We start from the raw sequence: 23,533 nt of genomic DNA on the forward strand, positions 1-23,533 counted from the left end.
GACCACTGGATGAGCCGCTGGCGACCGCCCCCGGAGAAGAGCACCCCGCTGATCTCCCGGGCCGGCCACGACCGGCTGAAGGCCGAGCTGGACGAGCTGTGGCGGGTGAAGCGGCCGGAGGTGGTGAAGGCGCTCGCCGCCGCCGCCGCCGAGGGCGACCGCTCGGAGAACGCGGAGTACACCTACCGCAAGAAGCAGCTGGGCGAGATCGACCGGCGGGTGCGCTACCTGGGCAAGCGGGTGCCGGCACTGAAGGTCGTGGAGGCGGTCCCCGCCGATCCGGAGGCGGTGTTCTTCGGCGCGACGGTGGAGCTGGAGGACGTGGAAACCGGCGAGAGCCACCGCTACCGCATCGTCGGCCCCGACGAGACCGACGCCAGGCTGGGCTGGATCAGCATCGACTCCCCGCTGGCGCGGGCCATGCTCAAGAAGCGCATCGACGATGAGTTCACCGCCGAACTCCCCGGCGGCCCCCGGTCCTACGCCATCGTCGCCGTCGAATACCTGGCCCCGTAGGGACCCCGAAGGGTGCGATAGGCGGAACGCCGTATCGCGCCCTACATAGGTGCGATCAGACCAGGACCGCGGGCAACTCGCCCGGGCGCAGCGGCCGGTCGCCTTCGTCGTCGAAGGCCACCTCGCCGAACAGGTCGTGCTCGTCGCTGCCCATGATTTCCACGTCGACGAAGTCGCCGGGCTTGAGGCCGGCGAACCAGCCGTTCTGGATCTGCACGGTGCCGTCGATCTCCGGCGCATCGGCCATCGAGCGGGCGATCGCCAGCTCGCCGTCGATCGCATCGACGATGCAGCGCTGGACGGTCCCGACCTTCGCTTCCAGCCGCGCCGCGGAGATCTCCGCCTGGCGCGCCATGAACCGCGCCAGCCGCTCCTGCTTCACCTCTTCCGGCACCGGGCCGGGCAGCTCGTTGGCCCGCGCACCCTCGACCGGCGAATAGGCGAAGGCACCCACCCGGTCGAGCTGCGCCTCGTCGAGGAAGTCGAGCAGCTCCTCGAACTCGTCGTCGGTCTCCCCGGGGAAGCCGACGATGAAGGTCGAACGCACCGTCAGCTCCGGACACACCGAGCGCCAGGCCTGGATCCGCTCCAGGGTCCGCTCCACCGCGCCGGGGCGCTTCATCAGCCGCAGCACGCGCGGACTGGCGTGCTGGAACGGAATGTCCAGGTAGGGCAGCACCTTGTGTTCGGCCATCAGCGGGATGACCTCGTCCACGTGCGGGTACGGGTAGACGTAATGCAGGCGCGACCACACGCCCAGCTCACCCAGGCCTTCGCACAGCGCTTTCATCCGGGTCTGGTACGCCTTGCCGCGCCACTCGCGCTCGGCATAACGCAGGTCGACGCCGTAGGCCGAGGTGTCCTGGGACACCACCAGCAGCTCGCGCACCCCGCCGCGCACCAGCCGCTCGGCCTCGCGCAGCACCTCGTCGACCGGGCGGCTGGCCAGCTTGCCGCGCATCGAGGGGATGATGCAGAAGCTGCAGGCGTGGTTGCAGCCCTCGGAAATCTTCAGGTAGGCGTAGTGCTTCGGAGTCAGCTTCAGCCCGTAATCCGGCAGCAGGTCCACGAACGGGTCGTGGCGCGGCGGCACTGCGGCGTGCACTGCCTCCATCACGCTGGCGTAGTCCTGCGGGCCGCTGATCGACAGCACATCCGGGTGCGCCTGGCGGATGACGTCGGCGCGCTTGCCCAGGCAGCCGGTGACGATCACCTTGCCGTTCTCGGCCATGGCCTCGCCGATCGCGTCCAGCGACTCGGCAACGGCCGAATCGATGAAGCCGCAGGTGTTGACCACCACCGCATCGGCGTCATCGTAGGTCTGCACCAGTTCATAGCCCTCGACCCTGAGCTGGGTGAGGATGCGCTCGGAATCGACCAGTGCCTTGGGGCAGCCCAGGCTGACGAAGCCGACCCTGGGGGCGGCGCCGCTGCGGACGCTGGCGCGCCGGTCGGGAGTGGTCTGTTGGCTCATGGGCAACCTGGGCGTGCGCCGGCACGCATGGCCGGTCCGGGCGCTGTCGCCGAACCGCTGGAAGGAAGGGCGGCCGATTATACGGCCGGCGCTAGAATCGGAACCCAACAGCCGCATCGCCGGGCAGGAGGTCGTGATGAACCGCTGGATCGATATCGAGAGCCCGCACGGTCCCGTTCGCGGCTGGCGGTGCGAGCCCTCCGGCCCCTCGCGCGGGGCGGTGCTGGTGGTACAGGAGATCTTCGGGCTGAACGCGCATATCCGCCAGGTCGCCGAGCGGATGGCCGCGGAGGGCTTCATCGCGGTCGCACCGGCGATGTTCGACCCGGTCGAGTCGGGGGTGGAGCTCGGCTACGACCAGGCCGGCGTGGCCCGCGGACTGAAACTGCGCGCCGCATTGGGCTACGACCGGGCGGTGGACGTGCTGGCCGCGGCGATGCGGCAACTCCAGGCCGAGGGCCTGCGGGTGGGCGCCACCGGCTTCTGCTGGGGCGGCACCCTGGCACTGCTGGCCAATACCCGGCTCGGACTGCCCGCAGTGAGCTGGTACGGCGGGCAGAGCGTGCCCTTCCTCGATGAACCGCTGCGCGCACCAATGATGTTCCACTTCGGTGCCAGGGACCGGAGCATCCCGCCCGAGCACGTCGAGCTGCACCGGCAACGGCATCCGGGCGCGGTCCTCCACGTCTACCCGGATGCCGGCCACGGCTTCAACTGCGAACCGCGCGAGGACTACGAGCCGGGAAGCGCGGCACTGGCCTGGGAACGTACCGTCGCGTTCCTTTCGGAGAGCCTGCGATGACCCCTTCACCCGAAGCCGGCTGGCAGCTCGACCGGGTGCTGGCCAATGACACCCACCCGGTGGCCCAGCTCGGCCTGTGCGAGGCCCGGCTGATGGACGACGCCAACCACCCCTGGCTGATCCTGGTGCCGCGCTGCGCCGGCGCGGTGGAATGGATCGACCTCGACGAGGGGGCCCAGGTCATGCTGTCGGCCGACATCAGCCGTGCCAGCCACGCACTGCGGGCGCTGTTCAAGCCCGACAAGCTCAACGTCGCCGCCCTGGGCAACCAGGTCCCGCAGTTGCATGTCCACGTGATCGCCCGCTTCCGTGGCGACATCGCCTGGCCGCGGCCGGTCTGGGGCAGCGCGACCGCCCTGCCCTACACCCCCGAGCAGCTGGTGGAACGCGTGCAGCAGCTGCACGATGCGCTGCAGGCATGAGCCGCCCGGCGCCTCGGCTGGAACTGCTCGCCGACGACGCCTGGCTGCTGTCCTTCGGCAGTGATGTCGACCCCGGGCGCATCGATCCCGGGGACAACGCCCGGGCGCATGCATTGGCCGACCGCATCCGGCGCGCCGCGCCTGCCTGGTTGCGCGACCTGGTGCCGGCCTACGCCTCGCTCGCGGTGTTCTTCGATCCGGAATGCTGCCCCGGCAACGAAATACGGGCCTGGCTGGCGGCCATCGACGAAGAAGCCACCGCTGTCCCGGCGGCTGCGCGCACCGTCGAGATTCCGGTGGCATACGGCGGCCACTTCGGACCGGATCTGGAGGATGCCGCCGCCGAGCTCGGTCTGGCGCCGGCCGCGCTGGCCAGGCGCCATGCCGGCGGCGACTACACGGTCGCCATGATCGGGTTCGCGCCCGGTTTCCCCTATCTGTCGGGACTGGATGCGCCGCTCGCCCTGCCGCGGCTGTCCACCCCGCGCACCAGGGTTCCGGCGGGCAGCGTGGGCATTGGCGGCGCCCAGACCGGCATCTATCCGCGCGAGGGCCCCGGGGGCTGGCGGCTGATCGGGCGGACACCCGTGCGGCTGTTCGATCCCTGCGCCAGCCCGCCCTCGCGCCTGCTGCCGGGGGATCAGGTCCGCTTCCGCGCCATCGATGCGGCTGCTTTCGAACGCCTGGAATCCGGTCGCCCGGAGCAGGCTTCGTGACGCTCCGGGTCCTCGACGCCGGCCCGCTGACCACGGTGCAGGATCTGGGTCGCAGTGGCTGGCGCCACCTGGGCGTGCCGCTGGCCGGAGCGCTGGATCCGCGGGCGGCAGCGCTGGCCAACCGGCTGGCGGGCAACCCGGACGCGGCCGCTCTGCTCGAGTTCACCCTCGCGGGTCCGCGGCTGGCGTTCGGGCGACCGGTGCGCGTGGCGCTCACCGGCGGCCCGGCGGACGTCCGGTTCCGTGGCCGCGACGGTAGGCGACACGCCCTCCACGCCGGCCGTCCGGTCCTGCTGCCACCGGGCGAACTCCATGTCCGCGCCCTGCTGTCGGGCGCACGCGGCTGGCTGGCAGTGGCCGGCGGGCTGGACGTGCCCGAGGTGCTGGGTAGCCGGAGCACCGACCTGCGCGGCGGGTTTGGCGGTGTGGACGGACGCGCCCTGCGCGAAGGCGACCGCCTCGACCTCGTCCACCCGCCGGAGTTGCAGGCACTGCAGCCGGTGGCGCCCGGCTGGTGGATCGACCCTGCCGCCGGGGAGGAACCCGGCGCCCCGCTGCGTTTCGTACCCGCCGCGGGCACCGATCCGCGGCAACTCGCGCGCACGCGCTGGACAGCCAGCCCGCACAGCAACCGGCAGGGCATCCGGCTGGCGGGCAAGCCGTTGCCGGAGGCGGGACCGCAACAGCCATCGGCTCCGGTCGCACCCGGCACCCTCCAGTTGCCGCCCGACGGCCTGCCCATCGTCCTGCTTGCCGACGCCCAGACCGTGGGTGGATACCGCCGGCTCGGCTACGTCATCGCCGCCGACCTGCCGCGGCTGGCCCAGGTCCGCCCGGGCGACGCACTGTGGCTGCAGCCATGCGATGCGGCGGAAGCCGCGCGACGGCTGGCCGCCTCTCGCGCCCGGTGGGCCCGCATCGGGCTGGCACTCGAGGCGCGCCGATGAGACCGGCAATCGACTTCAACTGCGACCTGGGCGAAGGCTGCGGCAACGATGCGGCGATCATTCCGTTGCTCAGCTCCGCCAACATCGCCTGCGGCGGCCATGCCGGCGACGGGAACACCATGCGCGCCACCCTGCGGCTGTGCCGCGAGCACGGCGTAGCGGCCGGCGCCCACCCGGGCTACGAGGACCCGACGCACTTCGGCCGGCGCGAACTGGACCTGCCACCCACGGCGATCGCCGCCCTTGTCACCCGACAGCTCGCGCGCCTGGCCCGGCTGGCCGACGAGGAAGGCATCCCATTGGTCCACCTCAAGCCGCACGGCGCGCTGTACAACCAGGCGGCGCGCTCCAGGCCCATCGCCGAAGCGATCGCGACCGCGGTCGCCGGGTTCGATCGCGGGCTGATGCTGGTCGGCCTGTCCGGCTCGGAGCTCCCGGCAGCCGGCGAAGCCGCGGGTTTGCGCGTGGCACACGAAGTGTTCGCAGAACGCGGCTACGGTGCCGACTGCCGCCTGCTGCCGCGCGGCGCGCCGGGCGCGGTGCTCGGGTCGCTGGATGCGGTCACCGCCCAGGCACTCGGGCTCGCCCGCCATGGCGGGGTCCGCACCGTGGGCGGCGGATGGCTCGACCTCCGCGCCGACACCCTGTGCCTGCACGGCGACCGCGGGGATGCGCCCGCGATCGCCGCGGCGCTCCGCCGGGCCCTGCAGGAAGACGGCATCACCATCCGCCCGCTGTCGTAGGTGCGGGTCCAGCCGCTCCCACGGATTTGCGGGACTCAGGTCCGCGGCAGGGTGACGCCGGTCTGGCCCTGGTACTTGCCACCCCGGTCGCGGTAGGAAGTCTCGCAGATGTCGTCGGCGGCCGCCTGGAAGAACAGCATCTGCGCCACGCCTTCGTTGGCGTAGATGCGCGCCGGCAGCGGCGTGGTGTTGCTGAACTCCAGGGTCACGTGCCCCTCCCACTCCGGCTCCAGCGGCGTCACGTTGACGATGATCCCGCAGCGCGCGTAGGTGCTCTTGCCCAGGCACACCACCAGGGTGTCGCGCGGGATCCGGAAGTACTCCACCGTGCGCGCCAGCGCGAACGAGTTCGGCGGGATGATGCACTCGTCGGCGGTCACGTCGACGAAGCTCTTGGGGTCGAAGTGCTTGGGGTCGACGATGGTCGAGTTGATGTTGGTGAAGACCTTGAACTCGCGCGAGCAGCGCACGTCGTAGCCGTAGCTGGAGGTGCCGTAGCTGACGATCCGCTGGCCATCGGCCTGCTTGACCTGCCCCGACTCGAACGGCTCGATCATGCCCTGCGGCCGTTCGGACATGCGGCGGATCCAGCGGTCGGACTTGATGGTCATCGTGCTTTCCGTTGTGGCGCCAGATGCGCGCGCGGGTGGGCCGTGAATTGTAGGCCATGCACCCCCGCCCCAAAAAAGACGGCCCGCGCAGGGCGGGCCGCCGGATACCGCGGTGGCGCGATGGCTCAGCGGCGCTCCCACACCTGGGTGCGGCCGAGCAGCGAGAAGCCCATGAAGCCGCGGACCTCCAGCTTGTTGCCGTTGTCGGTGGTCTGCATCTTCACCGAATAGGTCTTGCCACTGGCCGGGTCGAGGATCTTGCCGCCGGTCCACGAATCCCCCTTCTGCGTGACGTCCCAGATGATCTGCATGCCTTCGATCGGCTGGTCCTTGCGCTCGCCGGTGCACTTGCCGCACACCGGATCGGGCCCCTGGTCCGACTGCAGCACCTCGGCGACGGTACCCACCAGGCCGCCGTCGGCGGCCTGGCTGATCTCGACGATGGACTTGGGCTTGCCGGTCTCGTCATCGACGGTGGTCCAGGTACCCACCGGCGACTGCTGCGCGAACGCGGCCATCGGCAGTGCCAGCACCAGGGCAAACAGGATCTTGCGCATTCTTCGCCTCCAATGGTGATGCCGCCGGACCGGTCACCCCGGACCGTGGCGGGTGGGGCAGTTATAACTGATCCGCGGGCCATCGTGCCGCTCCGGCGGCGGCAGGACAGGTCGGATGAGCGTCCTGGCCGCCCCTGATATGGATCAGGGCAGCCATGTCGGGTCCTTGCGACAATAGCCGGCCCACACCAAGAGTCCGACAGCGATGAATGACCTGCAGGAGCGCATCGGGGGCCTCACGATCCCGGGTACCGACACCACCCTCGGCCAGTCCCAGGCACGCATCCGTGTCGCAGTCGTGGAAGACAGCGCGGCTGTGTCAATGCAGGTCGGAATCCCCCTCGCAGGGGTCCGCGAAGCCTTGGAGATACTCGTCCGCGAAGAGGTCGCTAGCGCGGGCCTGTCGCTGTCGCGGTTGGAGCTGATGCAACGCATTCATCCGCACGCGGTCCAGCCGAAGCTGCAACCTTTGTCGAGCGTGCGCAATGTCATCGCCGTGGGCTCGGGCAAGGGCGGCGTCGGCAAGTCGACCACCGCGGTGAACCTGGCCTTGGCCCTTGCGGCCGAGGGCGCAACCGTGGGCGTGCTGGACGCCGACATATACGGTCCAAGCGTGCCGATGATGCTCGGCATCGAGGGCCGCCCGGAGAGTCCGGACGGCAAATCGATCGAACCGATGCGCGCGCACGGCGTGGAGGCGATGTCGATCGGCTTGCTGGTCGACCAGGACACCCCGATGATCTGGCGTGGCCCCATGGCGACGGGCGCACTGACGCAACTGCTCAACGACACCCGCTGGGGCGACCTGGACTACCTGATCGTCGACCTGCCGCCGGGCACCGGCGACATCCAGCTGACGATGGCGCAGAAGATCCCGGTGGCCGGCGCCGTCATCGTCACCACGCCACAGGAGATCGCCACGCTGGATGCCCGCAAGGCACTGAAGATGTTCGAGAAGGTAGAGGTTCCGGTGCTGGGATTGGTGGAGAACATGGCGGTCCACGTGTGCAGCAACTGCGGTCACGCCGAGCACGTGTTCGGCAGCGGTGGCGCGCAGAAGATGGCCGGGACCTATGGCGTACCGATGCTCGGTAGCCTGTCGCTGGACGTCGCGATCCGGGAGCAGGGCGATGCCGGCATGCCGATAGTCATGGCACAACCTGAATCATCCGTGGCGCGGGCGTACCGCCAAGCGGCACGCAGCCTCGCCGCCCGGCTTGCTGCGCGCCCGCGGGTGGCACCTTCCATTTCAGCCGCTCTGCTGTAGTCCGCGCCGCAGACGCATTCCAGCGGGCTGCGCCCACTTCGGGTCGATAGAACAAAAAAGGGCGGCGCTGATGCGCCGCCCTTTCCTGATTCCCGTTACCGCTTGATCAGAACTTGTAGGTCACCCGCGCGAATGCGGTACGGCCGTACAGGTCGTACTGGGTGGCGAACGCCGGAATGTTGCCGTAGCGGTTGGCAACACCATCGGACACTTCCGCCGGCGACTTGTCGAAGATGTTGCGCATGCCCACCAGCAGCGACCAGTCACCCCGGTCGTACCGCACCGAGGCGCTGTGGTAAAGCCGGCTCTCGGCCCAGATGTCGCGGTAGGCGTTCTCATAGCCGAAGTAGGTATACGTCGGATCCAGGTCCAAGTTCTCGGTGCCGCCGACGTAATCCACTCCCCACATGTAAGTCAGGTCGTTACGCTTCAGCGACGTGGTCAGGGCACCCACCAGTTCGGGGCGGCCGATCCGGCCGACCAAGTCGGAGGACGTGTAGCCACTGGCCTCGGCGGAGTCGAACAGCTCCTCGATGTCCTCCAAAGTGTAGGTAATCTGGCCTTCAACCGACAGGCGACCGAACGAGAAGTCCTCGTCGTAGTTGACCGTCAGGTCATAGCCGCGGACCTTCTGGCGGTTGACGTTGATGTACTGACTGCGGATCTGCTCAATCTTGAACGGCTCGGTCGGATGGTCGGCCGCATTGCGATCGAACAGGTCGCAGAAGTTGTTCGGGTAAACGGCCGAGCCATAGCAACCACTGATGATTGAACCAGCAGTGAGGTTGGCGATCTGCTCGCGGATCTCGTAATCGAAGTAGTCGACCGCGACGCTCACCGGAGCGAACGAAGGTGTGAACACGATGCCCGCAGTGAAAGCCGTGGAGGTTTCAGGCTCCAGCACGCCCGCGCCGCCGCCGGAGACCACCGTTGCCGAGGAGGCCGCCCCGGGGTAGTCCTCGGGAATACCTGTCGCGGCGCAGTTCGCACGGATGAAGTCGTTATTGCTCTCGCCCCACAAGATGCAAGGGTCTACTGCCAGCTGGGACTGGAAGCCGGTCTGGTCACCCAGGTACAGCTCATACAGGCCCGGAGCACGGAACGAGGTGCCTTTCGTGGCACGCAGGCGCAGGGTCGGGTTGATCTGCCAGTTCATGCCCAGCTTCCAGACGTTGTCCGAGCCGTCGATGGAGTCGTACTCGAACACGCGGGCAGAGCCGTTCAAGGTCAGCGATTCAAAACCGGTCATGCCCGACAGCAGCGGGATCTCGATCTCGCCGACGATCTCGCGGACGCTATCGTCACCCTTGGTCTGCTGCGCCGAGGATGAGCCCCACAGGTCGCCCCCTGTCGAAAGGCTGGACGGCTGGTCGTCGATGCTGTAGCGCCGGTACTCGACTCCGAGCGCGGCAGCAACGGCACCGGCCGGCACTTGGAATAGCTCACCGGTGACGAAGGCGTTGAGGACCGCTTGGTCGTACACGGTTTCACCGGTGTGCCACTCGCCGATGGCATCGACCAGCTCGTCCATGCGCTCACCGCTCAGGAAGCCCGGATCGAAGTAGTCCACGGTCGGAGCAGTGTCGGAGTACTCCCAGTCACCGGTGCGGCTGGCGACGATGCCCAGGTTGCTGTACTCACCCTTGGAGCGTGAGTAGTTGGCATTGACCTCCCACGCCCAAGTGTCGGTGGCGCTGAACAGCCCGTCGAACTTGGTTGCGCCATAGAAGTAGTCAACCGCTACGTCAGTATCAGAGCGGAATGGCATCACCGGCTGCGCGATACCCGACTCCACCGGCGCCGAGAACTCCGGAGAGTTCGCGTACTGGTAGGCCGGAATCACCGCCGTTGCACCACCGATCAGCGGGAAGAACTGACGGAAGCCGCGGCTCTCCGTTTCCCGGCGGTTGACCAGCCACTGGGTTTTCCAGTTGAAGGCATCAAAGCCAAAATCGGTCGCGGCGTAGACGCTCATGATCTCCTGGCGATCGATGATGTTCTCCTGGCCGGAGAACGGGAAGTTGAGCTGGTCCTCGTACCAGGCAGCACCGTCGGTGTCGTACCGGCCGCTGTAGCGCGGTCGATAGCCCGGGATCATCCCCACGGTTACGCCATCGGGCGAGGGAACGTAACGGTCACCGGTGACCGCATCCATCACCGTGTTCGCGTACAGGTTGCCGGTGGAGCAGCCTCCCAGGCTGGTGCCGCCAATGATCGAGCGATCCTCCCGGTCGAGGCGGTTACCGTTCTCGTCCCATGCCATGTCCTGCCCGCAACGCAGGAAGTCGCGGTCACCCAACTTCAGGGCCTCGTGCACGTACCACTCACCGGCGAGCACGACGCTGCCGTTGTCGAAGTCCCAGCCGTTGACGCCGGAGACGCTGTACACCTCGCCGCCACCGTCGAGCGGGGCGCGCATGTTGAAGGTCAGCTCCGGACGGTCGACGCTCTTGCGGGTGATGATGTTGACCACGCCGGCGACCGCGTCGGAACCGTAGATCGAGGACGAGCCGTCCTTGACGATCTCGGCGCGCTGGATGATCGACGTCGGCAGGACGTTCAGGTCGAACGCGCCGACCTGGCCCCGGGTGCCGGCCGGACCAGGCCGCTGGCCGTCCAGCAAGACCAGGGTGCGGTTTGCACCCATGCCGCGCAGCGACAGAGTCTGCACGCCCGTGCCACCCTCGACGACGAAGCCGCCGAACTGATGGTTGATCTGGGTTGAACCGGCAGCAACGCTGGACTTCTGCAGGAACTCGGCCGCGTTCACCTGGCCCATCGAGATGTTGGTGTCGGCCGTGATGACCTGGATCGGCGAGGTCGTCTCGTATTCGGTCCGGCGCAGCAGTGACCCGGTCACCGTGATCTTGTCCAGCTGGACCGCGTCGCCATCGCTTTGTTGCTGCTGCGCCTGGGGCTCCTCCGCCGGAGCCGGCGTGGTGGTGTCCTGGGCGAATGCGCTACCGGCGTACAGGCACGCGATCACGGCGGCGGTCAGCGGCACGCGCCTGAATTGGTTGTTGTGATTCCTCGACATCGTCTCTCCCCTGTTCTTTCGTTATGGTGCTGTTAAGGAACTATAGGTTTCCCGTTCAGCGGTTGCAATCCATGACCCAGTCCTAGAGACCACCTGGGCCGCAGTCGTTGGCCAGGAAGTCCTCGATCAACTTGAGGGTCGTTTCCTGGTGCCTCGGGTACCACGGCATGCTGTGCGGCATGTCCGGGATCAGTTCGAACTTGGCCGGCACCGTGCTGCGCACGGCGTCGTAGAAGCCCTTCGCGTGGAAGGACGGGGTACGCACATCGCGATCGCCCACGTACAGCAGGACCGGGATGTTGGCTTTGGCGGTCTCGCGCATGGGGTCCATCCCCTTGACGGTGCGGCCCTGCATGATCCGTTGCAGACGGTTGCTGCTCCAGGTGGTCCCAAGGCGGCCCAGGTCAGTCACCGGCGCACCGGAGATCGCACACTGGTAAGGCGAATCGGGCCGGACCACGGCAGCCGCCGCGGCGAAGCCGCCGTAGGAATAGCCGAAAATGGCGAGCCGGTCCGGATCGGCGACGCCCTGCTCCACTAGCCATGCCGCGCCGTCGTCCTTGTCGTCCTGCATGGCCAAGCCCCACTGTTCGTCGCCCGCGATCCACAGCTCGCGCCCGACGCCTGCCGAACCGCGGTACTGCGGGCGCAACACGGCGTATCCGCGCGAGGTAAGGAACGGCACCCATCCGGACCCGTCCCAGCCGCCCTCGTCCCGTGCCCAGGGACCGCCGTGGGGATGGATGATCGTCGGCAACGCCGCATCACCGGCCTTCCAGCCAGCGGGCAGGTCCAGCAGCGCGGGAATGGAGCGCCCGTCGCGCGCGGTGTAGGTCACCCACTTCTGCTCGCCGATTGCATCGGCATCGATCCACGGCCGTGAAGCACCCAGCGGCACTAACTGGCTGCGGTCAAACAGCACGTGGTACGAAGGCGCGTGGCGATGGTCGGACACGCTGAACAGCACGCGCGCAAGACCGTCCGTATAGTCGGCAATGCTGACGTTCATGCCGGGAAACGCGGACTTCAGCCCGTCGTGGACGGCCTTCATATCCGGGTCTACGTAGACCTCCTCCGTTTCCGGGCCAGCAACCCTGAAACCGAGCACCCGATTGAAATTGCTCGCCTGGATGCCGAGGATCAGACCGGCGATGTCGAACTCCGGATGGGCCACGAGGGGTTCGTCGTCGAACTTGCGAGTGCGCGGGTCGTACATCCATGCTTGGACCCGGTCCGAGAACAGGTCGGTCAGGACGTACAGCTTGCCGGTGTCTTCGTCGAGGCCGCTGATACCCACCGTGTAGCGCTGGCTCAACCGGGTCGAAAGTGCATCGTGCTTCTGGAACTCGCCGGTATCCGGGTTGCGGACATGCACCTGTAGTTCGTATTCGTTCGTACCCGCCGGCTCGATCTGGCTGCGGGTGACCAGTTCGCCGGTGCGCGGATCGAAAAGCCCGGGGCTGGAACGTCCACCACCACGGAACAGCAGCTTGGTGTCGCCCGTGCGCAGGTTGTACAGGTAGTAGTTGGACGAGAGGCTCAGTTCATTGAGTTGCGCGACGATGACCTGCTCGGGATCAAGTGGCAGGCCATGCACCAGCTGGGAAGTACCGGTCAGCTCCAGGCAACGCTGCGTCTGCTTGCTGATGCCCAGCTTGCGCGTGTTGTCCGCGAATGCCTCGCTGAACTTTGCATGGTCGGAGCCGGTCAGGTACGTCTTGGTCACGAAGGTCTTCGTCGCCCCCGACATGCTTCCCTCGCCGCAGCCGCCCAGCTGTCCGGTCCACTCTTGGCGGCCGAGCACAAGCAGCTTGTCGGCCTTGAGAGCGCTCGCGTAGATGAACTTCATGCGGTCACCCGACGGGGTGATCGTTGGGCCTCCAGCAATGTTCTCGACGTCCCAGGTTGCCAGCGCGGTCTCCTGGTTGTCGCTGCCCGGCAGCGCGATGATGGCAACGAGGTTCTTACCGTCGGTGCTCATCGAAGGAGACTGGATCTCCGGCACCTTGGAGAAGGCTTCGATCGCGATCGGCTCGGCTGCACTCGCCGCGCCCGCAAGCACCATGAGGCCACACGCCTGTAGCAGGTGGCGGACAAGTGGTTTCTTCATCCCGTAAGTCTTCCTGGAGAGCTTCTGTTAAAAAAGGATTCCGTTGACTGAGCTGTCGTGCGCAGCCACGATCGAAAGTTAACAGAAGCTCAACGCAAGTTGAACAGTATCCAAACCTTAGTTGACCTGAACAAGGCGACGTGATCATGCGCCGGATCGCATTCATCGACGTCGCCACCCGCCACAGGAGCCTCAGCATGTCTTCGCTGAAGAACCGTTGGCCCTGCTACGTGGGAGGGCACCCGCAGTCACCGAACCAGTCGCTGGAAGTCGCAGACAAGTACAGCGGCGAGGTGGCTGCCACAGCTCCGTTGGCCGATGCCGCCGCCGTCGAACACGCCATCGCCGCCGCCTGGAACGCCCGGGCCGCCATGGCCGCTTTCCCCCCCGACGCCCGCCGCGACGTGCTCGAGCATTGCGTCCGCCGCTTCACCGAGCGCCACGAGGAGCTCGCGCAGGCGCTGTGCATCGAGGCCGGCAAGCCGATCGGCGATGCCCGTGGCGAGGTCGACCGGCTGATCGACACCTTCCGCATCGCCGCCGGCGAGGCGACCCGCATCGGCGGGGAGGTGCTGGAGCTGCAGCTGTCCGCGCGTACCCGGGGCTACCAGGGCATGACCCGGCGGGTGCCGGTCGGGGTTTGCAGCTTCATCACCCCGTTCAATTTCCCGCTCAATCTGGTCGCGCACAAGGTGGCACCGGCGATTGCCGCCGGTTGCCCGTTCGTGCTCAAGCCGGCGGCCAAGACGCCCATTGGCGCCCTGATCATCGGCGAGGTGCTGGCCGAGACGGATCTGCCGGAAGGCGCGTTCTCGATCCTGCCCTGCTCCAATGACGACGCCGCGGCGCTGGTCGAGGACGAGCGGATCGCACTGTTCAGCTTCACCGGGGGCGAGGTCGGCTGGGAGCTCAAGTCCCGGGCCGGGCGCAAGAAGGTGGTGCTGGAGCTCGGTGGCAATGCGGCCTGCATCGTCGATGCCGACCCCGGCCGTGACCTCGATGCCGTGGTCGAGCGCCTGGTCAGCGGCGCCTGCTACCAGTCGGGGCAGAGCTGCATCAGCGTGCAGCGGATCATCGCCCACGAGTCGGTCTACGACGCATTGCGCGAGCGCCTGCAGGTGGCATTCGAGACACTGGTGGCCGGTGACCCGCGCGATGACGACACTTTCATCGGGCCGATGATCGACGAGGACGCGGCCTGCCGGGTGGAGGACTGGGTGGACGAGGCGGTCCAGGGCGGCGCCACCGCGATCGTCCGGCCACGGCGCAACGGCAACATGCTTACGCCGGGCCTGCTCGAAAACGTGCCGCGTGATGCCCGGCTCTATCGCGACGAGGTGTTCGGTCCGGTCGCGCTGATGGAGCGGTTCGAGGACTTCGACCAGGCGCTGGAGATCGCCAACGACAGCCGCTTCGGCCTGCAGGCCGGCGTGTTCACCGGCAGCCTGGAGCACGCCATGCGGGCCTGGGACACGCTGGAGGCCGGTGGCGTGGTGGTCGGCGACGTCCCCAGCTTCCGCGTCGACAACATGCCCTACGGGGGCGTGAAGTGCTCGGGCCTGGGCCGTGAGGGCGTGCGCAGCGCGATCGCGGACATGACCGAGCCGCGCCTGCTGGTGATCAGGCGCTGACCGGGACCTGGCCGTCGACGGTCTGCTCGGCCGGCCGGCCAAGCAGGTAGCCCTGCCCGTAGCCGCAGCCCAGCTCCAGCAGTGCGTCACGTTGCGCGTCGGTTTCCACGCCTTCGCCGACGGTGTGGATGCCGAGCGTTCCGGCCAGCGCCTGGATCGCCCGTACCACCGCAATGCTCTCGTGCCGGTTGGGGCCGATCAGCCCGGCGACGAAGCTCTGGTCGATCTTCAGGCACTCCACCGGGAACCGGTGCAGGTAAGACAGGGCCGAGTAACCGGTCCCGAAATCATCCAGCTGCGCCAGCACCCCGCGCTCGCGGAGCACCGACAGGGTGTGCAGGGCGCGCGGCACGTCGTCGAGCAGCGCGACCTCGGTGATCTCGATGCGCAGCCGCGCCGGATCCGCGCCCGCGGTGTCCAGCAGCCGCAGCAGCCGGTCGGCGAAGTCCGGCGAACGGAAGTGCCGCGGCGAGACGTTGACCGACAGGTAGCCCTCCCCTCCGGAGGCCAGTTTCGCGATCACCTGGGCGTACATCAGCCAGTCGACCTCCTCGATCAGGCCGCTGTCCTCGCCCAGGCCGATGAACTCGCCCGGACTCAGCAGCCCGCGGGTCGGATGGCGCCAGCGCAGCAGCGCCTCGTGGCCGATCACCACGCCATCGGCCAGGCGCACGATGGGCTGGTAGTGGGCGACGAAGCTGTCGCCATTGATCGCCCGGCGCAGGTCGGCCTCCAGGTCGAGGATGCGCAACGCCTCCTCGCGCATGTCCTCGTCGAACACCGCGCAGCGGTCGCGGCCGGCGGCCTTGGCGCGGTACATCGCCGCGTCGGCATCGCGCAGCAGCTCGGCGCCGGTGCGGTAGCGCGGCTGCCACATGGCGATGCCCAGGCTGGCCGAGGGAAACACCTCGCGCCCGCCGATCCAGCACGGCCGGCCGAGCCCCAGCAGGATCCGCTGGGACAGTTCCTCGGCCATGGCCAGGCTGTCCACGCCCTCGACCAGGATCGCGAACTCGTCCCCGCCCAAGCGGGCGACGGTGTCGCTGTCGCGGACCGCGGCGACGATGCGCCGGCCGGCCTCGACCAGCAGCTCGTCGCCGGCGGAATGGCCCACGCTGTCGTTGACCAGCTTGAAGCGGTCCAGGTCCAGGAACAGCACCGCGAAGCCCGGCGCCGGCGTTCCTCCGGAGGCAAGCCGCGCCCCGCGCGCGACCGTGATCGTCTCGGTGAGGCGGTCGAGCAGCTGCTGGCGGTTGGGCAGCCCGGTCAACGCATCGTGCCGGGCCTGGTGGGTCAGGCGCTGCTCGGCGCGCAGGCGCTCGCCGATCTGCTCGAGCAGCTCGGCGTTGGCGCGGGCCAGTTCGCCGGTACGCTCCTCCACCCTCTGCTCCAGTTCCGCATGGGCGGTGACCAGGCGGTCCTGCGCCTGCTTGCGGGTCAGCCCGATCCCGATGTGGTGGGCGACGAAGGTCAAGAGCTCCTGGTCACGCCGGGTGAACCCGATCGCCGGCGAATAGCTCTGTACCGCGATCACCCCGACCACCGCATCGTCGCGGTACAGCGGCACGCCCAGCCAGCAATGGGCCAGGGTGCCATGGCTGCGGACCAGCCCGGCGGCCTCCAGCTCGCCGATCCGGGCCCGGTCGGCGAGGATCGGCGCACCGGTGGCCAGCACGTATTCGGTGATGCCCGCGCCCAGCCGCCGCGAGGCGCGCCGCGGGTCGCGCTCGTCGATCGAATAGGGGAATTCCAGGTGCCGCCCGTCCCTGGAACGCAGCGCGATGTAGAAGTTGCGCGCGTACAGCAGTTCGCCGACCACGTCATGGACCTGGGCATAGAAGCGCTCCAGGGTCTCGGAGGTGATCGACAGCTCGGCGATGCGGAACAGCGCACGCTGCAGGCGCTCGCCACGCTGGCGCTCGACGATTTCGGCCTGCAGGTCGCGGTTGCTCTGCTGCAGCGCCTGGGTACGCTCCTCGACCCGACGCTCCAGCTCCTCGCGGGCCTGGTGCCGGTCCAGCGCGGTGAGGATGTGCTGGGCCACGAAGGCCAGCAACGCACGCTCTTCGGTGCCGTAACTGTCCGGGCGGTCGTAGCTCTGGACCACGACCGCGCCGCAGACACGCTCCTCGCGGCGCATCGGCACGCCCAGCCAGTCCTGGCTGTCGGGTCCATGGCCGGCGTCGAGCGGCACATCCAGCTGGTCGCGCACCGCGCCGGAAGGGCCCTGCGCCGGTTCGCCCTTGCGCAGCAGGGCCAGGGTCAGGCTGTTGGGGTTGTCGGCCCCGCGGATGATGTAGTCCGGATCGGCGATGAACGGGTCGATGCGGTCGGCGAAGTACAGGAAGCGGTAGCTGTCGTCGAGATCGTCGTACAGCACGATGTAGAAGTTCTCGGCATACATCAGCCCGGCCACAACCCGATGGATCCGCTCGAGCATTTCCCCCAGCTCCAGCGCGGAACCGGCCAGGTCGGCGATCTCGTACAAGGCCTGTTGCAACCGTTCGGATTTTTCCAGGGCCTCGGCACGCTGGCGCGTCCGGCCCAGGTCCACGCCGCTGGACAGCAGCCCGGCGGCCAGCACGCGCCAGGCAGTCCGGGCGACCGGCTCCAGCGGGGCCGGCGCCTGGGCGACGATGGCCACGGACTGTCCGGCTCCGTCGTCCCATCGCAGTGCCACGCGGCGGTCATCGGCGGCTTCCACGCCGTCGACGTCCAGCACGCCTTCGAGCAGGCCCGCGGCCTGTCCGGCCACCGCCGCGCGGCCCCCCGGAGTGCCCGCGGCCTCACGGCCACCGCCCTCCAGCCAGGCCACCGCGACGTCCGAGCCGGGCGGCAACGCCTGTTGCAGCACGTCCACGAGCGAGGCCACGGCCTCGCCGAGCGGCATGCGCCTGCCGGGTCTCCCCTCCATTCCCCTCATCCGGACCGAACCCTCCACCGGCACGCAGCATAACCGGAGTGGGCACGATTCCGCCGCCCGTGTTGCCACGCGGCTTGCCACGCGGGCGCCAGGCCCTACCCTTCCGGGGATGGCACAGATGATCCGCCCGGCATCCACATGAGCCACCAGACGCTGCAGGCCCCCGCCCGCCATGAACTGGTCGTCAAGCACAGCCGCTTCCTGGCCCTTGCCGCCCCCGCCGGGACCAGCGAAGAAGCCATGGCGTTCATCGCCGCGGCCGGCACGCCCGAGGCCACCCACAACTGCTGGGCCTGGCGGATCGGCGGGCTGTACCGCTCCAGCGACGACGGCGAGCCGGCCGGAACCGCCGGCCGCCCGATCCTGGCCGCCATTGACGGCCAGGGGCTGGACCAGGCCGTGGTGGTCGTCACCCGCTGGTACGGCGGGATCAAGCTCGGCGCCGGCGGGCTGGTCCGGGCCTATGGCGGTTGCGCAGCCGAATGCCTGCGCACCGCGCCACGGCGCGAGCTGGTCGAGTACCTGGAGCTGCAGCTGGCCTACCCGTTCGCGCACACCGGGGCGGTGCACTCCGCGCTGGCCCAGCACGGCGCCGACAAGCTCGCCGAGGACTTCGCCGCCGACGGGGTGGAGCTGCGGCTCCGGCTGCCTTCCCATGCCGCCGGGGCACTGCGGACGCAACTGCGCGATGCCACGCGCGACGAGGTGCGGGTGACCGGTATGTGCGGCGGGCCCGATGACGGACAATAGCCCGATGACCGATGCCCCCACCGCAACCGCCGAGAAGCCCGAAGCCAGCCGCAAGGCGCCGCTCGGCAGCCTCAAGACCCTGTGGCCCTTCGTGCGCCGCCACCGCGGCCTGTTCGTCGCCTGGCTGGCGGCGCTGGCATGTTCCTCCGTCGCGACCCTGACCCTGCCGCACGCGTTCCGGATCATGATCGACCAGGGCTTCACCCAGGGCGGCGGCAGTGCCATCGACCGTGCCTTCGTGCTGCTGTTCGCGGTCGCCGTCGCACTGGCGCTGGCGACCGCGGCGCGTTTCTTCTTCGTTTCGCTGCTGGGCGAGCGGGTGGTCGCCGACCTGCGCGGGCAGCTGTACGCGCACCTGGTCTCGCTGGATGCCGGGTTCTTCGACCGCAACCGCAGCGGCGAGCTGGTGTCGCGGCTGACGGCCGACGCCGAGTTGCTGCGCGGGGTCATCGCCACCAGCATGTCGGTGGCACTGCGCAGCGCGGTGACCTTCCTGGGCGGCATCGCGATGCTGTTCGTGACCGCCCCGCACCTGGCCGCCTACACCCTGGTCGGGATTCCGCTGGCAGTGATCCCGATCGTGATCGGCGGGCGCCGGCTGCAGAGGATCTCGCGCGCGGCGCAGGACCGGGTGGCCGACGCCAACGCGCTGGCCAACGAGACCCTGGGCGCGGTGCGCACGGTGCAGGCGCACGCCCGCGAGCCCTACGAGCTGGGCCGCTTCGGCGAGGCGCTGAAGGTCGCCGTGGCCACCGCCCGCCGGCGCATCCAGGCCCAGGCCTGGGTGACGGCGATCGCCATCGTGCTGGTGTTTGGCGCGATCACCCTGGTGCTGTGGTCGGGCGCGCACGACGTGGCCGAAGGCCGGATGAGCGCCGGCACCCTGGCCCAGTTCGTGCTGTACGCGCTGATCGCCGGTGGCTCGGTCGGGTCCCTGGCCGAGGTCTGGAACGAACTCCAGCGCGCGGCCGGCGGCATGGGCCGGATCTCGGAGCTGCTGGTCGAGGTACCGGCGATCCGCGAGCCGGCGCATCCGCTGGCGTTGCCGCGGCCGGTGCGCGGGGAGATCGCCTTCGACGCGGTGACCTTCCACTACCCGTTGCGCCCGGACCTGCCGGCGCTGGACGCATTCAGCCTGCGGGTGCGGCCCGGCGAGACCGTGGCGCTGGTCGGCCCGTCGGGCGCGGGCAAGAGCACCGTGTTCTCCATGCTGCTGCGCTTCCACGACCCGCAGTCCGGCACGGTCTCGATCGACGGCCATGACATCCGCTCACTGTCCCTGCCCGCACTGCGCGAGTCGATCGGCATGGTCCCGCAGCAGCCGGCGATCTTCGCCGCGAGCGCCGGGGACAACATCCGCTACGGCCGCCTGGAGGCCACTGGAGCCGAGCTGGAAGCGGCGATTGAAGCGGCGCATGCCTCGGACTTCATCCAGGCACTCCCGGAAGGCCTGGACACCGGGCTGGGCGAGCGCGGGGCGCGGCTGTCGGGTGGGCAGCAACAGCGCATCGCCATCGCCCGGGCACTGCTGAAGGATGCACCGGTCCTGCTGCTCGACGAGGCCACCAGCGCGCTGGATGCACAGAGCGAACGGGCGGTGCAGCAGGCGCTGGAAACCCTGATGGAAGGCCGCACCACGCTGGTGGTCGCCCACCGCCTGGCGACCGTGCTGAAGGCCGACCGCATCGTGGTGATGGACCGGGGCCGGATCGTGGCCGAAGGCACCCACGCCGAGCTGCTCGCCCAGGGCGGGCTGTACGCGGAACTGGCGCGGCTGCAGTTCCTGGACTGAGGCTCAGGCCGGCAGCGCGCGGTCGATCAGCGCGGGCACGGCCAGGTCCACCGGCAGGGTGCCCATCGCCAGGCCGTGCTCGCCCGCCAGGCGGGTGCGGCAGAAGGCATCGGCGGCCGGGCTGCCCGCACGCAGCAGCAGGCTGGCCTGCAACGCCAGGGCGAGGCGCTCGACCAGGTGGCGGGCGGCGGCCGGTCCGGCCTGTGCCAGCTGGTCCGGCAGGGCATCGGCGACACGGTCGAGCGCCGGATGCAGGTCGCGGGCGGCGCCGATCTCCGCCAGCAGGGCCGCCCCGGTCGCTGGTTCCTTCGCCAGCGCGCGCAGCACGTCCAGGCACTGCACGTTGCCGCTGCCCTCCCAGATCGAATTGAGCGGGGCCTGCCGGTACAGGCGCGCGAGCATCGACTCCTCGACATAGCCGTTGCCGCCCAGACATTCCTGCGCCTCGTTCACCAGCGCCGGCGCGCGGCGGCACAGCCAGTACTTGCCCGCCGCGGTGGCGATCCGCGCCAGTGCCGCCTCGGCCGGCTCGCGCGGGGCGGCGTCCACCGCGCGAGCCACGCGCAGGGCCAGCGTGGTGGCGGCCTCGGATTCGAGCGCCAGGTCGACCAGCACGTTGCGCATCAGCGGCTGGTCCACCAGCAACCGGCCGAATGCGCTGCGATGCCGGCAATGGTGGATCGCCTGGGCCAGCGCCATCCGCATCTGCGCGGCGGCCCCCAGCATGCAGTCCAGCCGGGTCAGCATGACCATCTCCAGGATGGTGGCCACGCCGCGGCCCTCCCCGCCCACCGGCCAGGCCCGCGCGCCGCAGAACTCGACCTCGGAGGACGCATTCGACCAGTCCCCCACCTTGTCCTTGAGCCGCTGCAGGCGGAATGCGTTCTTCGTCCCATCGTCCAGCAGCCGCGGCATCAGGAAGCAGCCCAGGCCACCGGGCGCCTGGGCCAGGACCAGGAAGCCGTCGCTCATCGGCGCGGAGAAGAACCATTTGTGGCCGACCAGGCGGTAGGCATCGCCGTCGGGCGTGGCGGTGGTGGCGTTGGCGCGCACGTCGCTGCCGCCTTGGTACTGGTTACATGCAACACCATGGACGGGCCCGCAAGGCCAATCCCCGCGTACCTTTCAGGGCCAGAGTTGGATGTCCATGGGTGATAGTTAGCGCACAAGAGTGGGCCATGTACCTTGACCATCGGGGTACAAAACGGCCGTCCAACTCGCTTCGATGCGAACTCTAAGCGTCACGCAGGTCTCGGACGAGGGAATCCACCCGCTGACACTGCTTGCGCCTCTCCTGCCGTGCCCGGTCGACCTTGGCGTGGCCGCGGTCCTCCGTGGCACGAAGATGCAGATCAATGGCTGTCGCGTTCGGTCGCGATCTGCGCCTGAAACACATCCAGCTACTCGGCAAGCCCTGCCGTCGCAGGCCGGCCTCGCTAGCCCTGTCTTCGGCGCCGGCCCGCCGCGCCTCGCCGATCCTGGCTTGCGAGCTGCCCACCAGACGCGCGAGCTCAGCGGTTGGTGCCATGCGCCGTCTCAGGATTGGCCGGCGGCCGTGACAGCATCGCGAGGCGCGAGGGCGTCCGTATCGAAGCCGCCTCGATTTTCCTCGAGTACTTCTCGTTCCTCGCGTAGGACCTCCCGGTCCGTGGCCAACGACTTTTCAGTGGCGCTGTCGCGCACTCGATCGCCACCCTCCGCCTCTGGCGGGCTCCGTACTCGCCATCATCGTGCGTCAATCTGCTGGCCTGGTCTGCCTTGCCTACCCCAGCGCCGCCGCCCCCGTGCTCGGCCCACAGACCCGGTTCCCGGCAGGCGGCCCTTGGGCTGGACTCACCCCCCGCTTCCGGCCATCGTTTTCACCCCCAGATCTGCCAAGTCACCGACGACGAACGCGACACTGAACCTTGCACGGGTCACCGCAACGTAAAGCCGCTCCGGTGCTTTCAGTTTTGTCGGATCCCGCTTCTTGAGGTATTCGACCATGGGTCTGGTCGGGAAGATCATGCCCTTGACCTGCCCCCTTACTCAGGGCCACTAGCTACTTAGTAGAGTCCAAGTTGGACGCAGACGCGGTGCTGGACGACGCGTTTGAGCGAGCCGTCCTTTGGGAAGCTCCTCGGTTCTGGATCCACTCGCCGACCGCGGAGCGGATGTTTGCGCAGGTCCAGGCGAAAGTTGAGCGCCAAGTCGCTGAGCGCAACGCCGAGATCCTCGCCGAGCGCGCTCGGCGCGACGCGGCGCGGCGCAGCGCGGAAGCCAAGTTGGACGCTGATCGACGCCGCAAGGAGCGGTTTCGCCAGAAGCTGCGCGCCCCATACAGGCTCGACCTCGTCGCACTCTCTGAGTTGTCGTCGCCCGTCGCCGCGCGTGCGCGGCTGTCCCGGCTGTCCGAGCGCGACGCTTCGGCGATCGATCTGGCCCGTCGACGCTACTTGGATGGCGATTCTCTGCCCCCGTTCCTCACGCGCATCCCAACCGGATGGCAGCTCATTGATGCACACCCTCACCTCTGGCAGCTGATGCTGTGGGGCCAGTTCGTGCGTGGCCAGCCTGTGGGCACCCGGTTGAAGCCCGCGAAGTGGGTGCCCCACCTTGGACGGATAGTGGGCTTCGACGCGTCTTTGAAGCGGCTGTTCGACGCGCAGCAGCGAGATTGGCAGCAGGCTCGCACTAAGGGGTTTCGGCGGCCGTACCCGTACTCGGCCTGGTTCTTTGAAGACTGGGAGAACGAGCTGATTCCCTCCCCCTTCGACCTGATTGGCGATCTTGCCGAACAGTTGTGGGCGGCCTCGCTGATCGAGTTGCAGGACAGGGGCGTCTACGAGGTGGTCGGCATCGAGCCGGATCTGGCCGCCTTCGAACCGGAACGCCAAGTCCAAGCGGCAGCGCCCACGCTACCGATGACCACGCTGCCCGAAACCCCAAGCCAGTGCCACGAGCGTGTGCTCGGCGCGGAGCGCCTCAGGCTCGAGGCTCAGGGCGAGCCCTACCACGTGTGCGTGATCTGCGAGCTGCCCTTCCCTGCCGGACGCCGATGTGGGTGCGGGACCGCGCTGCAGCCGCAGATCGTCCGACCGCCGTCCTCCCCCGGCTAGCCTCCGCAGTCCAATCTGGGCCGGCGTACTGCTCCGAGGCACCTGGAAATTTCCCGCACGCACCCTTTTACCAGTCACCGGAATAATTCGTGGTACTGCGAGCTATCTCATTGATTTTTCGTGCCCGGGGAAGGCTC

General features: G+C 68.7%; 18 protein-coding genes and 1 pseudogene. 11 read left to right on the forward strand and 8 right to left on the reverse strand.

The genetic code is table 11. The annotated features are described in order from the left end of the window. Positions 1-9: 9 nt before the first annotated feature. A complete protein-coding gene (greB, locus tag LY625_RS03115; protein WP_233737518.1) occupies positions 10-516 on the forward strand; it encodes a transcription elongation factor GreB in 507 nt (168 codons plus the stop codon). A gap of 55 nt (positions 517-571) precedes the next feature. Here the strand turns inward: greB and rimO are convergent, their stop codons facing one another. Beyond that, positions 572-1,990, reverse strand: a complete 1,419-nt coding sequence (gene rimO, locus LY625_RS03120) for a 30S ribosomal protein S12 methylthiotransferase RimO (RefSeq protein ID WP_233737519.1) — start codon at positions 1,988-1,990, stop codon at positions 572-574. Positions 1,991-2,126: 136 nt separating this feature from the next. Here rimO and LY625_RS03125 point away from each other — a divergent pair, with 136 nt between their 5' ends. The 5 genes from LY625_RS03125 to LY625_RS03145 are packed head-to-tail and all read left to right on the forward strand — an operon-like array spanning position 2,127 to position 5,620. Beyond that, positions 2,127-2,792, forward strand: coding sequence for a dienelactone hydrolase family protein (locus tag LY625_RS03125; RefSeq protein ID WP_233737520.1), 666 nt, complete (start codon positions 2,127-2,129; stop codon positions 2,790-2,792). Beyond that, entirely contained in the window at positions 2,789-3,214 is a 426-nt protein-coding gene (locus LY625_RS03130) for an HIT family protein (RefSeq protein WP_233737521.1), read from the forward strand. The genes LY625_RS03125 and LY625_RS03130 overlap by 4 nt, the downstream gene beginning before the upstream one ends. Beyond that, the gene (gene pxpB, locus LY625_RS03135; protein WP_233737522.1) at positions 3,211-3,930 is read left to right on the forward strand and encodes a 5-oxoprolinase subunit PxpB; all 720 of its coding nucleotides are present in this window, start codon (positions 3,211-3,213) and stop codon (positions 3,928-3,930) included. Before LY625_RS03130 ends, pxpB begins: the two co-directional genes overlap by 4 nt. Continuing rightward, positions 3,927-4,877 (forward strand): biotin-dependent carboxyltransferase family protein, encoded by a 951-nt coding sequence (locus tag LY625_RS03140; RefSeq protein WP_233737523.1) that lies wholly within the window; start codon positions 3,927-3,929, stop codon positions 4,875-4,877. Before pxpB ends, LY625_RS03140 begins: the two co-directional genes overlap by 4 nt. Continuing rightward, positions 4,874-5,620 (forward strand): 5-oxoprolinase subunit PxpA, encoded by a 747-nt coding sequence (locus LY625_RS03145; RefSeq protein ID WP_233737524.1) that lies wholly within the window; start codon positions 4,874-4,876, stop codon positions 5,618-5,620. The genes LY625_RS03140 and LY625_RS03145 overlap by 4 nt, the downstream gene beginning before the upstream one ends. Positions 5,621-5,655: 35 nt before the next feature. On the opposite strand, the gene dcd is transcribed toward LY625_RS03145, so the two are convergent. Further along, positions 5,656-6,231 (reverse strand): dCTP deaminase, encoded by a 576-nt coding sequence (gene dcd / locus LY625_RS03150; protein ID WP_233737525.1) that lies wholly within the window; start codon positions 6,229-6,231, stop codon positions 5,656-5,658. 125 nt (positions 6,232-6,356) lie between these two features. After that, complete coding sequence (locus tag LY625_RS03155) at positions 6,357-6,788, reverse strand: DUF2147 domain-containing protein (RefSeq protein ID WP_233737526.1); 432 nt, start codon at positions 6,786-6,788, stop codon at positions 6,357-6,359. Positions 6,789-7,203: 415 nt separating this feature from the next. Here LY625_RS03155 and apbC point away from each other — a divergent pair, with 415 nt between their 5' ends. Then, positions 7,204-8,055, forward strand: coding sequence for an iron-sulfur cluster carrier protein ApbC (gene apbC, locus LY625_RS03160; protein ID WP_233737579.1), 852 nt, complete (start codon positions 7,204-7,206; stop codon positions 8,053-8,055). 106 nt (positions 8,056-8,161) lie between these two features. Here the strand turns inward: apbC and LY625_RS03165 are convergent, their stop codons facing one another. Together LY625_RS03165 and LY625_RS03170 are read right to left on the reverse strand one after the other, a co-directional pair. Continuing rightward, positions 8,162-11,059: a TonB-dependent receptor gene (locus LY625_RS03165; protein ID WP_343223450.1), complete on the reverse strand. Its 2,898-nt coding sequence runs from the start codon at positions 11,057-11,059 to the stop codon at positions 8,162-8,164. Between the two features lie 115 nt (positions 11,060-11,174). After that, positions 11,175-13,202 carry a prolyl oligopeptidase family serine peptidase gene (locus tag LY625_RS03170; protein ID WP_233737528.1) on the reverse strand — a complete coding sequence of 676 codons (2,028 nt, stop codon included), beginning with the start codon at positions 13,200-13,202 and terminating at the stop codon, positions 11,175-11,177. Between the two features lie 197 nt (positions 13,203-13,399). On the opposite strand from LY625_RS03170, the gene LY625_RS03175 reads away from it, so the two are divergent. Continuing rightward, positions 13,400-14,833 (forward strand): aldehyde dehydrogenase family protein, encoded by a 1,434-nt coding sequence (locus LY625_RS03175; protein WP_233737580.1) that lies wholly within the window; start codon positions 13,400-13,402, stop codon positions 14,831-14,833. On the opposite strand, the gene LY625_RS03180 is transcribed toward LY625_RS03175, so the two are convergent. Further along, positions 14,823-17,747, reverse strand: coding sequence for an EAL domain-containing protein (locus LY625_RS03180; RefSeq protein WP_233737529.1), 2,925 nt, complete (start codon positions 17,745-17,747; stop codon positions 14,823-14,825). The genes LY625_RS03175 and LY625_RS03180 overlap by 11 nt on opposite strands. 147 nt (positions 17,748-17,894) lie before the next feature. Here LY625_RS03180 and LY625_RS03185 point away from each other — a divergent pair, with 147 nt between their 5' ends. Both LY625_RS03185 and LY625_RS03190 read left to right on the forward strand, forming a co-directional pair. Next, positions 17,895-18,506, forward strand: a complete 612-nt coding sequence (locus tag LY625_RS03185; protein WP_233737530.1) for a YigZ family protein — start codon at positions 17,895-17,897, stop codon at positions 18,504-18,506. Positions 18,507-18,510: 4 nt separating this feature from the next. Further along, the gene (locus tag LY625_RS03190) at positions 18,511-20,298 is read left to right on the forward strand and encodes an ABC transporter transmembrane domain-containing protein (protein WP_233737531.1); all 1,788 of its coding nucleotides are present in this window, start codon (positions 18,511-18,513) and stop codon (positions 20,296-20,298) included. 3 nt (positions 20,299-20,301) lie between these two features. On the opposite strand, the pseudogene LY625_RS03195 reads toward LY625_RS03190, so the two are convergent. After that, positions 20,302-21,372 (reverse strand): annotated as a pseudogene (locus tag LY625_RS03195) (acyl-CoA dehydrogenase family protein); the annotation flags it as partial. A 759-nt stretch (positions 21,373-22,131) separates the two neighbouring features. Further along, positions 22,132-22,305: a hypothetical protein gene (locus tag LY625_RS03200; protein ID WP_233737532.1), complete on the reverse strand. Its 174-nt coding sequence runs from the start codon at positions 22,303-22,305 to the stop codon at positions 22,132-22,134. Positions 22,306-22,358: 53 nt separating this feature from the next. Between LY625_RS03200 and LY625_RS03205 the strand changes: the two genes are divergently transcribed. After that, a complete protein-coding gene (locus tag LY625_RS03205; RefSeq protein ID WP_233737533.1) occupies positions 22,359-23,396 on the forward strand; it encodes a hypothetical protein in 1,038 nt (345 codons plus the stop codon). Positions 23,397-23,533 lie beyond the last annotated feature (137 nt).

This window comes from Lysobacter sp. GX 14042 (genome assembly GCF_021390425.1).
Taxonomy (GTDB): domain Bacteria; phylum Pseudomonadota; class Gammaproteobacteria; order Xanthomonadales; family Xanthomonadaceae; genus Novilysobacter.